The 13,870-nt window shown below is 38.7% G+C and carries 12 protein-coding genes and 1 riboswitch; of the genes, 3 read left to right on the plus strand and 9 right to left on the minus strand.

All coding sequences use genetic code 11. From position 1 onward, the window contains the following. Positions 1–8 precede the first annotated feature (8 nt). Positions 9–1,169, minus strand: coding sequence for a toxic anion resistance protein (locus tag CS931_RS11250; protein WP_099205986.1), 1,161 nt, complete (start codon positions 1,167–1,169; stop codon positions 9–11). 29 nt (positions 1,170–1,198) lie between these two features. Beyond that, entirely contained in the window at positions 1,199–2,329 is a 1,131-nt protein-coding gene (locus CS931_RS11255) for a 5-bromo-4-chloroindolyl phosphate hydrolysis family protein (RefSeq protein ID WP_099205987.1), read from the minus strand. A 218-nt stretch (positions 2,330–2,547) separates the two neighbouring features. On the opposite strand from CS931_RS11255, the gene CS931_RS11260 reads away from it, so the two are divergent. After that, positions 2,548–2,850, plus strand: a complete 303-nt coding sequence (locus CS931_RS11260; protein WP_099205988.1) for a hypothetical protein — start codon at positions 2,548–2,550, stop codon at positions 2,848–2,850. A 66-nt stretch (positions 2,851–2,916) separates the two neighbouring features. On the opposite strand, the gene mutY is transcribed toward CS931_RS11260, so the two are convergent. The 3 genes from mutY to rpsB all read right to left on the minus strand — a co-directional run bounded on the left by mutY (position 2,917) and on the right by rpsB (position 5,897). Then, positions 2,917–4,011 carry an A/G-specific adenine glycosylase gene (gene mutY, locus CS931_RS11265; protein ID WP_099205989.1) on the minus strand — a complete coding sequence of 365 codons (1,095 nt, stop codon included), beginning with the start codon at positions 4,009–4,011 and terminating at the stop codon, positions 2,917–2,919. Between the two features lie 212 nt (positions 4,012–4,223). Then, positions 4,224–5,138, minus strand: a complete 915-nt coding sequence (tsf, locus tag CS931_RS11270) for a translation elongation factor Ts (protein WP_099205990.1) — start codon at positions 5,136–5,138, stop codon at positions 4,224–4,226. Positions 5,139–5,177: 39 nt separating this feature from the next. Further along, positions 5,178–5,897 carry a 30S ribosomal protein S2 gene (gene rpsB, locus CS931_RS11275; RefSeq protein ID WP_099205991.1) on the minus strand — a complete coding sequence of 240 codons (720 nt, stop codon included), beginning with the start codon at positions 5,895–5,897 and terminating at the stop codon, positions 5,178–5,180. Positions 5,898–6,227: 330 nt separating this feature from the next. Between rpsB and CS931_RS11280 the strand changes: the two genes are divergently transcribed. Both CS931_RS11280 and CS931_RS11285 read left to right on the plus strand, forming a co-directional pair. Then, the gene (locus CS931_RS11280) at positions 6,228–6,758 is read left to right on the plus strand and encodes a DUF6106 family protein (RefSeq protein ID WP_099205992.1); all 531 of its coding nucleotides are present in this window, start codon (positions 6,228–6,230) and stop codon (positions 6,756–6,758) included. A 127-nt stretch (positions 6,759–6,885) separates the two neighbouring features. Then, positions 6,886–7,707, plus strand: coding sequence for a class I SAM-dependent methyltransferase (locus CS931_RS11285; RefSeq protein ID WP_099205993.1), 822 nt, complete (start codon positions 6,886–6,888; stop codon positions 7,705–7,707). A gap of 112 nt (positions 7,708–7,819) precedes the next feature. On the opposite strand, the gene CS931_RS11290 is transcribed toward CS931_RS11285, so the two are convergent. The 4 genes from CS931_RS11290 to CS931_RS11305 all read right to left on the minus strand — a co-directional run bounded on the left by CS931_RS11290 (position 7,820) and on the right by CS931_RS11305 (position 13,851). Continuing rightward, a complete protein-coding gene (locus CS931_RS11290; protein WP_099205994.1) occupies positions 7,820–8,413 on the minus strand; it encodes an ECF transporter S component in 594 nt (197 codons plus the stop codon). 105 nt (positions 8,414–8,518) lie between these two features. Then, positions 8,519–8,655, minus strand: a riboswitch (FMN riboswitch). A 54-nt stretch (positions 8,656–8,709) separates the two neighbouring features. Then, entirely contained in the window at positions 8,710–9,102 is a 393-nt protein-coding gene (locus CS931_RS11295) for a metal-dependent transcriptional regulator (RefSeq protein WP_099205995.1), read from the minus strand. A 261-nt stretch (positions 9,103–9,363) separates the two neighbouring features. Next, positions 9,364–11,718, minus strand: a complete 2,355-nt coding sequence (secF, locus tag CS931_RS11300; RefSeq protein WP_099205996.1) for a protein translocase subunit SecF — start codon at positions 11,716–11,718, stop codon at positions 9,364–9,366. A 162-nt stretch (positions 11,719–11,880) separates the two neighbouring features. Continuing rightward, positions 11,881–13,851 (minus strand): bifunctional 4-hydroxy-3-methylbut-2-enyl diphosphate reductase/30S ribosomal protein S1, encoded by a 1,971-nt coding sequence (locus CS931_RS11305; protein ID WP_099205997.1) that lies wholly within the window; start codon positions 13,849–13,851, stop codon positions 11,881–11,883. Positions 13,852–13,870 lie beyond the last annotated feature (19 nt).

The raw sequence follows: 13,870 nt of genomic DNA on the forward strand, positions 1-13,870 counted from the left end.
CATTTGATTTATCGCATATCCAAAAGTTTTTGCTTAAGCTCAGTTTCTAGCCTTGCAATCTCTCCTTCAGCTTCACGGCGCTTGGTTCTTCCTTCATCTTGAATACGCATAACTTCATCTAATGTTTGGAGCAGTGATTCATTGGTATGCTTCAATGTTTCTAGGTCCACAATACCACGCTCTGATTCTTTCGCTGTTTCAATCGTGCTAATTTTCAGACGGTCTGCATTCTTTTTCAACAATTGATTGGTCATATCACTGACCTGTCTTTGTGCCTGCACCGCTTGTTCAGAGTGTGCCAATCCCAAAGAGAGCACCATCTGGCTCTTCCAAAGTGGAATGGTATTTAAGATGGTTGATTGAATTTTCTCACTCATAATCTTATTGTTATTTTGTACTAAGCGAATTTGCGGTGACATTTGAATAGACACCATACGGGTTAATTCAAGGTCGTGCAATTTCTTTTCAAAGGCATCACACTGCTGCATAAAATCATTGGCAGTTTGTGCATCTTCAGGCAAGGCACTTTTTTGTGCTTTGTCCCTTAATGCAACCAAGGTTGTTTCACGTTCTAGGTTTAGCTTTTTCTTACCAGCAATAATATACATGGTAAGCTCTTTTTGATAGCTCAAATTCTGGTCATACAATTTGTCGAGCATGACAATATCTTTCAGAAGCTGAATTTGATGACCCTCTAGCGTTTTGGCAACCTTATCAACATTCACTTGTGCCTTGTCATATTTCACTTTTATGGCTTTAATCTTTTTGCCGCTATTTTTAAAGAATCCAAAAAGACCTTTTTCCTCTTCTTCTGCATCAAAACCTTTAAGCTCTGTCACTAAAGTGGTTAAGTCTTCTCCGATTTCGCCTAAATCTTTAGTGCTAACCTTATTCAGCGCCACATCAGAAAAAGCCGCAATCTTTTTCTGTGCTCCTGAACCATATTGCATAATGACTGTGCTGTCGGTTACGTCAATTTTTTCTGCAAATTCTTCCACTATCTTGCGTTCTTCTGGTGAAAGACTGCCTTCATTCAGAATTTCAGCTTTCGGCTTTGCTTCTTGCACTTCTTCTGGCTTAAAAGTCATCTCTTCGTTAGCATCTAACGTTAAACTAGGTGTATGCATATCGCTTTCTAATGATAAGGTGATTTTTTCATTTTGCTCCATTTCAAACTCTCCTTTTATTCCCCTCAATATTACTCTTTAAAATTCATTTTCAATTCTTCTTCTTGCAGTCCCTCTTGCTTGAGCATGGTTTCAAAGACCGATATATCGGCTGAAATATCCATCGCATCATCACTAAAGAGTGAATCAAGCTGTTTCTCAAATGCATCTGCTACGGTATACATAAAGCGGTCAATATCTTCCATAGAAGTGGTGATATTTTCACCTTTCACCGCTTGACGATCCAAGCGCTGATAGGTTTGAAGTAACTTAATCGAGGTTGGCAGATAATAATTCATGAAGCGGCGAACCTGTGATACTTTTTTAGGATTGCTCGTCACATACTCCAGAATCCCCTTAAATGCTGTGTCCATACGGTTGACACAGTCGCGGATGGACTCATCACGAATGCCTACGCCCAACTTTGTAATGGTATCAAGCATCTCATATCCTTCATCAATCAACTCATCAGCCACAGGATCTCCTGTTTTAGAAACTTTTTTCTTGGGTTCTGCCTTCGGTTTCTCTGGTTCTGCTTCTTTGGCTACATCATCGACCAGCATATATTGTGTTTTATCTTTAAAAATAAGCCCTGAAACCCAGTAAACCACTGCCATCATGATTGCATAACCAACAAAATCAGATACATCATACAGATTGCCACTGGTGGCATAAGAAATTGCCGCTATGACGGTAATAACATATTTCATGATATTTGTCTTTTTAATTTGCTCTACATGCTGACCCGGACCCGGTATCGGCATATTATTTTGTCCCTTATGCTTAAACTGACTGGGAGGCGGAACGGGTCTGCCTGCATAAGCCGGCCTTGACGGGGGAACATATCTAGGTGGTTTAGGCGGCTTGGGTGCCTTCGGTGGTTTTGGCGGAACAGGCGCTTTATAATAAGGCCTTGGCTGCCCTTGATTAACAGGTGGACGCTGCTGTGGTTCATATTGATTGTTTGCCGCTTGCTTCGCTCTACTGCCAAATTCTCGACCAATTGATTGATCGACAGTTTGAATGGTAGAATCAATTACTGCAGACACTTTTTCAATACTCCTTGCCACTTGTTTAGAGACTTCTCCTGCACCAGAAAGCGTTTTATTAATCTGCGAAGAACGAAACTGCTCTTCAACAGATTTAGGAAATTTTGAATTCATTTCGCCCACCTTATTATTTATTCAATAAAATTTTTTGAAAATTTGGTTTCTCTATTATTGTACGTTAAAACAAAGCTTGGTGTCAAGAAAAGCTCATTAGCTTTAAGATAGCTGTAAGATAAGTTTTATCAAAATTGTATATTTAAAAGAAATCTGCAAATTACTACTAGTATCAATATATTAACATAAATTTATTAATAAATTGCGAGGAAAATATTATGACAAAAAAAATTTTAGTATCTCTGCTCTCACTTGTTCTTGTTTTTTCACTGACTGCCTGTAAAAAAGACACCAAAAATGATAGCACCGTTTCTACACCTAAAAACAGTACCGCCTCTAATTTAAAGAGTGACGCCGAAAATCTTGGTTCTGATATCAAGAGCGGTGCCGAAGACCTTGGCTCTGATATTAAGAGCGGTGCTGAAGATGCTGGCTCCAAGATTAAAGAAGGTGCCGAAGACTTTAAAAGCGGCGTAGAGTCATTTGTTGAGGGCGATACCACCAGTGCTCCCAAAGAATAAGTTTTCAGAAAATTTTGCAAAATCCTTATAAGAGAAACCGTGTGCCTTTAGCATGCGGTTTCTTCTTTATACGGAAAACCCAATTTGCGATTCTTCACTTAACCAATTTCTAAAAAACTGCAAAGCTGTCGGCAAGGCTAAGTTTTCTATCTGCTCTTTTGCATAAAAAGAAAATCCATCAATTCCTTTTCCGTCTTTCACCTTGCATTCATATCCCTTCATATTCCACTGCTTATGAGTAAAAATATGAGTAGCTGCGCCTATATATGTTATCTTTTCCAGTGAGATTCCTATCTTTTCTAAATAAACTAAAACCTCTTCTTCTGTTAAATCCTCCTCAATCATATAAAACTCCCACAATCCGCCCAAGAGTTTTTCTGTGCGTTGCCGAAGAAGAACTTCCCCCGCTCCATTGGTGATTAATAGAATTGTTTTCGATTCTTGCTTAGCCGCTTTTTTTGGTGCTTTAACAGGTAGCTCGGCTTGTGTCCCCTTTTTGTACGCTTCACACAATCCTTGCACCGGACAAGATTCACAATTAGGGATTTTGGGAATGCAAATCAAAGCGCCAAGCTCCATAAGCGCTTGATTAAAGATACCTGTTTCTCTTTCAGGCATCACTTCTCTTACAAACTCCGTCAATAATTTTTTACTCTGTGGTATGCTGATATCCATGCGATTCTCATAGATTCTTGCAAATACTCTCTGTACATTCCCGTCAACAGCCGGTACTTTTTCATCAAAGCAAATACTGGCGATGGCTCCGGCCGTATACTCTCCAATTCCCGGAAGCTTCTTAAGCACAGCCGATCCCTGCGGAAAATCACCTTGGTGGTCTACTTGTATTATCTGCGCAGTTTTTAATAAATTGCGCGCACGAGAATAATATCCCAACCCTTCCCAAGATTTTAAGACCTCATCTTCAGAAGCCTCTGCTAAAGATTTGAGCGTTGGAAAAGTTTTCATAAACCGTTCATAATAAGGGAGGACAGCCGTAATTCTAGTTTGCTGTGCCATAATTTCAGAAATCCAGATTCGGTAAGGTTCTCTCGTTTTTCTCCAAATTAAATCACGCTGGTTCTGATAGTACCAATCCATCAGATTTCTGACTAATCTCTCCTCTTTTTCATTGTCTCTTTGCTCATAAACCATATCTGTCATTTTTATATCCTACCTAATTTCTTTTGCATCGCTATATTATAGATTACGGAAATTTTATTGATTAGAATTGTCTTACCAAAAAAAACTTTTTAAACTTTATAATTCATTTGAGGTTAAAAATAAAAAGCGTATGTTATTTAAAACATACGCTTTTTTCTTGATTAAGTCAATCAAATCGGGATAAAACCCAACTTTTTACAAACTAAGCTATCTTATTTCACCATGCTGGCAACTTCAGAAGCAAAGTCATCTTCTCTCTTCTCAAGTCCTTCGCCTTTTTCAAAACGTACAAAGCTCAGAATCTTAATTTCGCCGCCAAGTGCTTTGCCAACAGAATCTGTATACTGCTGAACAGTCATATTGCTGTCTTTAACATAGACCTGGTCAACAAGGCAAATTTCTTTAAAGAATTTACCCAGTCTGCCAACAACGATTTTCTCAGCAATCGCTTCAGGCTTACCGTCATTGACGATTTGCTCTTTCAAGATGGCTTTTTCTTTTGCGACTACATCAGCCGGCACATCTGATTCATGCAAATAGGTTGGGTTAACCGCAGCAATTTGCATAGCAACGTTTTTGCCATACTCTTGGAATTCTTCTTTCGCAGCAATTTCATCACTGGTTTCAAAATTCACAATAACGCTGATACGTCCACCGCCGTGTACATAAGAGACAACAGCGCCTTCATATCTTGCAAAACGACGAACCTTCATGTTCTCGCCGATAGTCAAAATTTTGTCTTTCAACAAAGCATCTACTGTTTCTTCACTACCATAAGCTTTTGTAGCAAGCAAAGCTTCTACATCAGCAGGATTTGTGTGAATTACTGTATCTGCACAAGTTTCAACAAACTTCTTGAAATCTTCATTTTTAGCAACAAAGTCGGTTTCTGCGTTTACTTCAATGGCAACAGCCACTTTACCGCAATCGCTCACTTTTGCATAGGCAACGCCTTCAGCGGCAATTCTGCCGGCTTTCTTTACAGAAGCAGCTAAACCTTTTTCACGAAGAATGTCAATTGCTTTTTCCATATCGCCATCTGCTTCGGTCAGCGCTTTTTTACAATCCATCATACCGCAGCCAGTCTTCTCACGAAGGGCCACAACGTCTTTAGCCGTAAAAGCCATGTTTCATTACCTCCAAATTTTATCTATTATAAAATGTTCTTATTCTTTTACTTCTTCTGCAGCAGCTGCGCCCATTTGACCTTCGCGGCCTTCAATGATTGCATTAGCAATTACGCTAGAAATGAATTTAACAGCACGAATAGCATCATCATTGCCAGGAATTACATAATCAATTTCATCAGGATCACAGTTTGTGTCAACGATAGCCACAATCGGAATACCTAAGTTTTTAGCTTCTGCTACAGCAATTCTCTCCTTGCGTGGATCAACAATAAAGAGTGCACCAGGGAATTCGTTCATGGATTCGATACCGCCCATGAATTTTTCAAGCTTTTCAGCTTCATGTCTGAGTTTAGCAACTTCTTTTTTAGGCAGAAGTTCAAATGTGCCGTCTTCTTCCATTTTTCTGAGTTGTTTCAGTCTTTCAATTCTGCGACGAATTGTTGTGAAGTTTGTCATCATGCCGCCCAACCAACGAGCATTTACATAGTAAGCGCCAGCTCTTTCAGCTTCTTCACGAATGGAATCCTGAGCTTGTTTCTTTGTACCGACAAACAAGACGTTTTTGCCATCCATTGCAATGTCACGAACAAAGTTATAAGCTTCTTCTAGTTTTTTTACGGTTTTTTGAAGATCAATGATATAGATACCATTTCTCTCTGTGAAAATGTACTGAGCCATTTTCGGGTTCCATCTTCTTGTTTGGTGACCGAAGTGAACACCAGCCTCCAAAAGTTGTTTCATTGATACAATAGCCATTTTAATACCTCCATGGTTTGTCCGCCGCCGCAGTTTTTTTCGTGAAAACTCAAGATTGAGCACCAATACGAAACTTAACGACGTGTGTTTTTTTGCCAATCAAGTATATCATATTTTATTTTTTTTAGCAAGTCTTTCTCTACTAAATCCGTATTTTTTATTGTACCCTCAAGTATCACTTCTAATTTCATCTTTTATAGAAGAAATTTTAAACAAAATTCATAAAAGAACGTTTGAATTTCTAATTTTATTATGATAGAATAGCTGTAACATTTATCTTAATTATTTTTTTATTTATTATGACGATAAACTTTTAGGAGCGAACTGTAAATGAATGATGTTTTTATTGAACGCATGGTGAAAAAAAGAACCGGAGGAAAGGATATTGCTATCTTTGTCCTAATTTTTTTGGCGGTTATTGCCCTTGGCTTCGCCACTCTTCTTTTTCTACCAAACCCCAGTATTGTTTTCTTTGTGGTCATCGCAGCTAGCTATGGCGGTTACAAGTTGATTTCTATGCGAAATCTTGAATACGAATACAGCTTGACAAACGGTTATGTTTCCGTTGACAAAATCATGAACCGTGCTTCTAGAAAACGTTTGACTACCTTCGAATGCAAAGACATTGAAGACATGGGTGAATACGAAAAAAATAAAGCAAGACTGGAAAACCGTCAGGTGCAAACAAAATTGTTTGTTTCTGAATATAGTGATGGTCAAGGTGCTTGGTATGTGATTGTCAATACTAAAAAAACAGGTAAAACTCTATTAATTTTCAGTCCTGATGAAGATTTGCTGGAGGCTGTTAAGAAATTCATGCCTACTCATCTGCGATTTGAGCTATTTGGCCGTAAACATTAAAATGATTTTTTAGTTAGTGCTAATTTTTACTTCTTTATTATATGAAATATCAGCTTCAATTAAAAGTGTGCATAGGGAGTTAAAATCCTTATGCATTTTTTAAAATATGCTGAAATAAGGTGAACATATGGAAAAAATCGATGAAGTATTTGAATTTTATAATGCAGGTGCTGAAAAAGGTCGATTAGAACGAGGCCTTGGAAAAGTTGAATTTCTCCGAACGAAAGAAATCCTAGAAAAATACCTATCTGATTCTAGTTATGTTATCTATGATATTGGTGGAGGTATTGGCGTCTATTCTTCTTGGCTCGCAGAACTAAAAAATGATGTTCATCTTTTAGAATTAGCCCCATTGGCTGTTGAATATGCTCTTAAAAACCAAAATGGCAATCATATTTTTTCGGCAGAGATTTGTGATGCCAGAAACGTTCAAAGAGCAGATAACAGTGCTGATATTGTTTTGTTAATGGGTCCATTATACCATTTGCAAAATAAGACTGATAGATTACAAGTTTTGCATGAAGCTAAAAGAGTTTTGAAAAAAGGAGGTCTTTTGTTTTCAGTGGGAATCTCAAAATTCAGTTCTACAACTTGGGCTTTATCAACTTATGGCAAGGATAATCTTTTCTTAGATGATGATATCTACTATCAAATGATTACTACTGAATTGTCATCAGGTATTCATACAAGGCCCCAAGAATATCCCTATTTCTTGGCACAAGCTTACTTTCATACACCTTTAGAACTACAAGGTGAAATTGAATCCAGCGGTTTCGAAATTATTGATAAATACGCCATCGAAGGTGCCATTTGGTTTACTCCCTGTTTAAATGAAAAATGGGAAGAAGATAAAAGCCGCGAAAGATTGTTAGATATTGTCAGGCGTACAGAAAATGAAGATGCCATCATGGGCATGAGCCCCCATTTTATGATAGTGTCTAGGAAATGAAGATTTCAATTTTTCATTCTATATCTCCGATAAATCGTGCCGTTATATTTCATTTATAAACCAAAGAAGCGTAGGAAAATATCCTACGCTTCTTTTTATTAATAAAAACCTACTAATTGCCCTTCAAAATAGGTGAAAGTTTTTTATAAAGCATAAACGTCAACCCAGCATTGATAAAGCCTTTTATTATTGTAAACGGAAGATTAAAAATCAAAAGTGCCTGCCACAAATTTTTGACACCTGGATAAATTACCTGATAGGCCTGTATAATTTTCTCCATTGTCATCAACTGTGCATAGATTGGGTAAACAATATAATAGTTGACAAATAAACTCGCCACCCCCATGATTATGCTGCCCACCAGCACTCCTATCATGGCCGATTTACGATTTTTACCTTTTTGATAAATGAATCCTGCCGTCCAAACAAACACAGCTCCTATCAAGAAATTCGCAATAGAACCTACTCCAAAGGAACTGCTGAATAGCAGATTTACTACATTTTTAATCAAACATACCGCAACCCCTGACAGAGGTCCAAAGGCAAACGCTGCAATTAAAGCCGGTAGTTCTGAAAAATCTAGCTTTAAAAAAGACGGAACAATCGGAATGCTAAATTCCAAAAACATTAACACAGAAGCGACTGCTCCCAGCACAGCTACGACGGCTAGCTTTCTTACATTGACTCGTTTTTGTACTCTTTCCATAACAAAACCCTTTCTCATGACGATGATAATTTTACAATCAATCGGCAAGAGCGAAACAAAAATCCCCGAAAGGCGCAAAAAGCCTATCGGGGAAACTTTTTTCTATGCTCTCTTCTATCATCCGGACTTTTTTCTGCTTTCACAGAAAATTACCGTCGGTATCGGAATTACACCGATTCAACCAAAATGGCTCGCAGACTATCACTGCCGGTCAGGAATTTCACCTTGCCCCGAAGAATTGTTGTCTTTATTGTACGCTGAAAAAATAATAAAGTCAAGTGACTTTATTGCAGCTTTTATTCAACCTGATTGTCTAACTCGGTTGAAGTCATCTTTACAAAAGTTTTTAATTTTTCAAAGCTCTCGGCACTGATAACATGTTCAATGCGGCAGGCATCTTCAGCTGCTACTTCATGATTGACACCAATATCTGTTAAAAACTTTGACAAAAACTTATGTCTTTCATAGGTTCTCTCTGCTACGATTTTACCGGACTCTGTCAGCGTAATGTAGCCGTCAGTATCCATATGAATATATCCATTTTCTCGAAGCTTTTTCATTGCTACACTTACACTGGGTTTTGTAAACTCCATTTCTGTCGCAATATCAATTGAACGCACATCGTGTTTTGTCTCACTAAGCATCAATATGGTTTCTAAATAATTTTCTGCTGATTCCTGAATTTTCATCTCCTGCCTCCTTACCTAATTATTTCTTTCATTATAACACCTATTTGCCGTACTTTCAAGAGTAATTCTCATTTTAGTTAGTTATAGCAAACTGTTTATTTTTTAGCTAATTAATGTTCTTATTTAAAAATAAAGTCTATAAGAACTGTACTGTACCACTGAAGGCAGTATGCCATAAAGAAATAATAAAACTCCCGCACCTCTTTCGGTACGGAAGTTTATTAACGTCGCATTATATTAATCTGTTTGCTTTATTCCTTACTAGTTAGCCTTTTGTCCTTTTTTCTGACGAAGTTGCAACCAGCTATAGAGCGGTGCGGCAATAACCAAGCTTGAATAAGCGCCTGCCACAACACCAATCATCATCGGCATAGCAAAACTTGCAACAGAATCCATATTATTCATAATAGCTATAATGTAAGTAACCAAAAGAGCTGCAAAAGTAGCTACAGAAGTCATAACAGAGCGGCCAAAGGTTTGGCTAAGACTTAGATTTGAAATATAGGTGATATCAGATTTCGGCATAAGTCTTCTATTCTCACGAATACGGTCAAAAATAACAATTGTGTCATTCAAAGAATAACCCAAAATTGTTAGGATAACCGCCATAAAGTTGTCATTAATCGGCATACCGAATATGACAAAAACAAAGTACGTAATCAACACATCATGCAAAAGGGCAATAATGGCTGTTCCGCCTGCTGTAAGTCCGCCAATCTTCTTGAAACGAAGTCCAATATAAATCAGCAGGAAAACAACCGTAATGGCAAGGCAGACTAAGCATTTCTGCAAGAATTTTGCACCCATTGCCGGATCCATAGAGCTAGACTGCACAAACTCAAAATCAGAATCAGCAAATTTATCTTCTAAAGATACTAAAACATTCTTTTGCTCTTCTACATTTAAAGCTTCTTTGCCTGAGAAAGAAATAGTGATAAATTTCTTTCCGGCATCTTCTTCTGCCATAGATTCGTTCACTACTACTGTAGCATGTTTTCCAGTCGCTTCTGTTACAATGTCCTGCACATCTTCTTGCTCTACATTGCCGCCCGAAACAGAATATTGCAGCTGTGCGCCACCGGCAAATTGTGTATCCAATTTAACGCCTGATGTGATATTGAAAACCACACCCGCTAACATGATAACAACAGAAACAGCAATAAAATATTTTTTAGATTTGTAGAAATCAAAGTAGAATGACTTCGCATTATCTTTAGGTGCTCCATACAGCCATTTATTTCGAAGAGGCTTGAAAGCTGACAGTGAGCGAACCATCGCTCTTGAAGCCCAAACACCCATGATAAAGTTTCCAAATGTACCTAAAAGAAGTGTATAACCAAAGGCATAAATAGAGCCTGTCGTAGACTGTCCAAACAACATGGAAAGAATATTGCTGGGTCCAAACACGCCGATCAGCATCAAAGCAACGATAATCACGGTGATATTGCCGTCAAAAATCGCCCAAAAGCTTTCGCTTGAACCTTTTTGAATGGCACTATCCAAAGATTTTCCGTTCTTAAGCTCTTCACGAATACGGCTTGCTGTAATAATATTGGCGTCAACACCCATACCAATGGAAAGAATAATACCGGCGATACCGGGCAATGTCATGGTAAAGCTGTTGAATGCAGGGAAGAATCCTGATACAATCGCCAAAGAAAAAGCAACTTGTCCCGCCAAACTGATAATAGCCACAAAACCGGGTAAACGATAAAAAACCAACATCAAGATGGCAATGATTATGAATGCAATGACACCAGCCTGTGCCATGGCATCTAATGCACGTGAACCTAAGGTAGGAGTAATCGCGCTAAAATCAGAAACTTTTAGAGCAAAGGGCAATGCACCTGCTTGAATCTTAGAAGCCAAAGCAGAGGCTTCAGCCGAAGTAAAGTTTCCGCTAATGGTACACTTACCATCCGAAATAACAGCTTCTACTGTAGGATATGAAATCATCACATCATCCATCCAAATGGAGATGACGCCGCCTTTGAGTCTTTCTGTTGCTTCAGCAAATTTTGTTTTGCCGTCTTCTGAAAGCTCTAGCGAAACCAGATATTCATATTGGCCTGAAGAAGAATCTTGAATCATGCCTGGTTCGGCTTTGACAACATCTGCACCCTCAAGAATAATCTTGTTGGCTGTTTCACCTGCAGGCGTCTTATAAATCAAAGAACCATCTGCTGCATATTCGCTAGATTCATATTCCATTCCCTCACGGAATGTCAAAAGCGCGGTAGCTGAAAGCTCTTCAATTGCCTTTTCAGCGTTGAAATCACTCTCATCACTCTTCCACGGGAAACGAACAATAATACGATTATTCGTCGAATCTTTATACAATTCATAGTCCGTAATATTGGTGTTTACCATACGGGTTTCGATAATTGCTTTTGCTGCGTTCAACTGATTGTCATCCGCTTTAATTCCATCAGCCGGACTAAATGTAGCTTCTACACCGCCTCGAATATCAATGCCCCAGCGAATATCGCCGGCACCTTTCAGATACGTCGTTTTGAAATCTCCATTCTGACCATACGCACCAAACAAAGAAAGGTATGTAAATAAAACGGTCAAAATAGCAACGACAAAAAACACATATTTTTTTGCCTTTTTCAAAGTTGATTCCCCCTGTTGACTGCCTTTTTTTAACAAAGCAAAGTCAAGTTTACTATAAATATGCAGGTTTAAGCACACACAGCCTGTCCAAAAACCTGAATAGATAAAACAGGGCAGTTTTCACTACCCCGTTATACGCACATTGTATTTGCTAAAATTTATTTACTCTGCTTCTGTGCTATAGACTACTTCTGCCTCGCCGTTATCTGCTTTTGCTGCTTCTGCCTGAGAATCTTCAAGCAAAGCACGCATAGACAAAGACACTCTATGATTTTCAAAATCGATTTCTGTGATTTTGACATTCACTTTGTCGCCAACTGCCAAAACATCTTGGGGTTTCTCAATTCTGCGGTCTGCAATTTGAGAGATATGAATTAATCCGTCAATGCCGGGAATTACATTTGCAAATGCACCAAAATCGGTTAAGCCGACAATTGTTGCTTCACATACTGTGCCAGCAGGATATTCTTTTTCAAGTTTTTCCCAAGGGTTTTGAGAAGGATCTTTATAACCAAGAGAAATTTTACCGTTTTCTCTGTCTAATCCTTTTACAAATACTTCTACGGTTTCTCCGATAGAAAGTACATCACTAGGATGCTTTACTCTATTCCAAGAAAGCTCAGAGATATGAACCATACCGTCTACACCGCCTAAATCGATAAAGGCACCGAAGTTGGTGAAAGATTTTACTTTGCCGGTAAAACGCTGTCCTTCTTGAATATCAGTCCAGAATTTCTCCTGTGCTGCTTTTCTTTGTTCTTTCAAAACGGAACGGATAGAACCAACCGCACGGCGGCGTCCTCTATTCACTTCAATCACACGGAAGTTAACTTCTTTGTTCTTAAGTCCGTTTAGGTCTTCGCCTCTTGAGGTTGTTGCTTGAGAAGCAGGGACAAAAATGCGCATGTTTTTGCTTAAAACAATGACGCCGCCCTTAACAACTTCAATCACTTTACCGGTCAAAACTTCTTGGCTCTCAAGAGCAGCCTCGATGTCATCCCAGCCTTTCATAGCGTCAACACGCTTTTTAGAAAGCATGATGGTGCCTTCTTGATCATTGGTTTTCATAATCAAAAGGTCAATTTCATCGCCCATTTTAACGATATCTTCGGGTCTTACGTTAGGATCTTGAGAAAGTTCATTTGCAGGTACAAAGCCGGCCTGTTTTCTGCCCACATCGACATATACTTCAGTCGGCGTAATTCCGACAACGATGCCACGCACCTTTTCATCTGTATTGAAACTCTTCAGGGACTCCTCAAGCATCTCCTCAAAGTTTTGTTCTGCAATTTGATTCATGTCCGACATGGTAACAAGTACCTCCTTTATAATGCTTGCAGGGGTCGATGCCCCCGCTGTTATCCCGATTTTTAGACTTCCCTCAAGGTTTGGCAGTTCTTTTGCTGTTTCAACCAAATAGGTTTCTGCATTTTCGTTGCAAATTGAAAAGAGCTTTGCCGTGTTTGAACTTTCACGGCCGCCAACAACAATCATGACATCGGAATTTTCAGATAAAATTTTTGCTTCTGCTTGTCTAAGAACAGTTGCATTACATATTGTATCAAAAACCTCATGATTTGTACATAGTTTTTTAAGAGTTTTTAAACAATTCTTCCATTCATTTGTATTAAACGTCGTTTGCGCCGCCACAAAAATCGATTTTTGCGCTAAATCGGGATTATTTTGCCATAATTCGTATAAGCCGCTCTCATTTTTGACGACGTAATATTCTCCCGTGCAGTGACCCACAACACCCATAACCTCTGGATGATCGGCATCTCCAAAGAACAAAAACACTTTTCCTTCTTCGCCTGCACGAGTTGCTAGCCGATGAATCTTTTTTACAAAAGGACATGTTGCATCGGCTAATTCAAGCGCCAGATCTTCTGCCTCATCTGTCACAATTTTTCCAACGCCATGTGAGCGGATAACCAAAACATAACCCTTGGGCACTTCTTTGGGTTCGTTTACAATAATAACGCCTTTTTCTGCTAGGTCAGAGACAATTTGAGGGTTATGAATAATTGGCCCTACTGTCGCTACTTTTTTTCCTTTTTCTAGCAAATCATATACCATGCCAACCGCTCTATCCACTCCGTAGCAAAAGCCTGCGGTTTTGGCTAACTCTACCATTGATTCACCTCACTATCCA

This window comes from Scatolibacter rhodanostii, assembly GCF_900197595.1.
In the GTDB taxonomy this organism is placed as follows: Bacteria; Bacillota; Clostridia; order Oscillospirales; family Acutalibacteraceae; genus Scatolibacter; species Scatolibacter rhodanostii.

Coding starts and splice junctions, on each gene's coding strand:
- CS931_RS11250 (WP_099205986.1), bottom strand. CDS start 1,169: ATGGAGCAAAATGAAAAAATCACCTTATCATTAGAAAGCGATATGCAT.
- CS931_RS11255 (WP_099205987.1), bottom strand. CDS start 2,329: ATGAATTCAAAATTTCCTAAATCTGTTGAAGAGCAGTTTCGTTCTTCG.
- CS931_RS11260 (WP_099205988.1), top strand. CDS start 2,548: ATGACAAAAAAAATTTTAGTATCTCTGCTCTCACTTGTTCTTGTTTTT.
- mutY (WP_099205989.1), bottom strand. CDS start 4,011: ATGACAGATATGGTTTATGAGCAAAGAGACAATGAAAAAGAGGAGAGA.
- tsf (WP_099205990.1), bottom strand. CDS start 5,138: ATGGCTTTTACGGCTAAAGACGTTGTGGCCCTTCGTGAGAAGACTGGC.
- rpsB (WP_099205991.1), bottom strand. CDS start 5,897: ATGGCTATTGTATCAATGAAACAACTTTTGGAGGCTGGTGTTCACTTC.
- CS931_RS11280 (WP_099205992.1), top strand. CDS start 6,228: ATGAATGATGTTTTTATTGAACGCATGGTGAAAAAAAGAACCGGAGGA.
- CS931_RS11285 (WP_099205993.1), top strand. CDS start 6,886: ATGGAAAAAATCGATGAAGTATTTGAATTTTATAATGCAGGTGCTGAA.
- CS931_RS11290 (WP_099205994.1), bottom strand. CDS start 8,413: ATGGAAAGAGTACAAAAACGAGTCAATGTAAGAAAGCTAGCCGTCGTA.
- CS931_RS11295 (WP_099205995.1), bottom strand. CDS start 9,102: ATGAAAATTCAGGAATCAGCAGAAAATTATTTAGAAACCATATTGATG.
- CS931_RS11305 (WP_099205997.1), bottom strand. CDS start 13,851: ATGGTAGAGTTAGCCAAAACCGCAGGCTTTTGCTACGGAGTGGATAGA.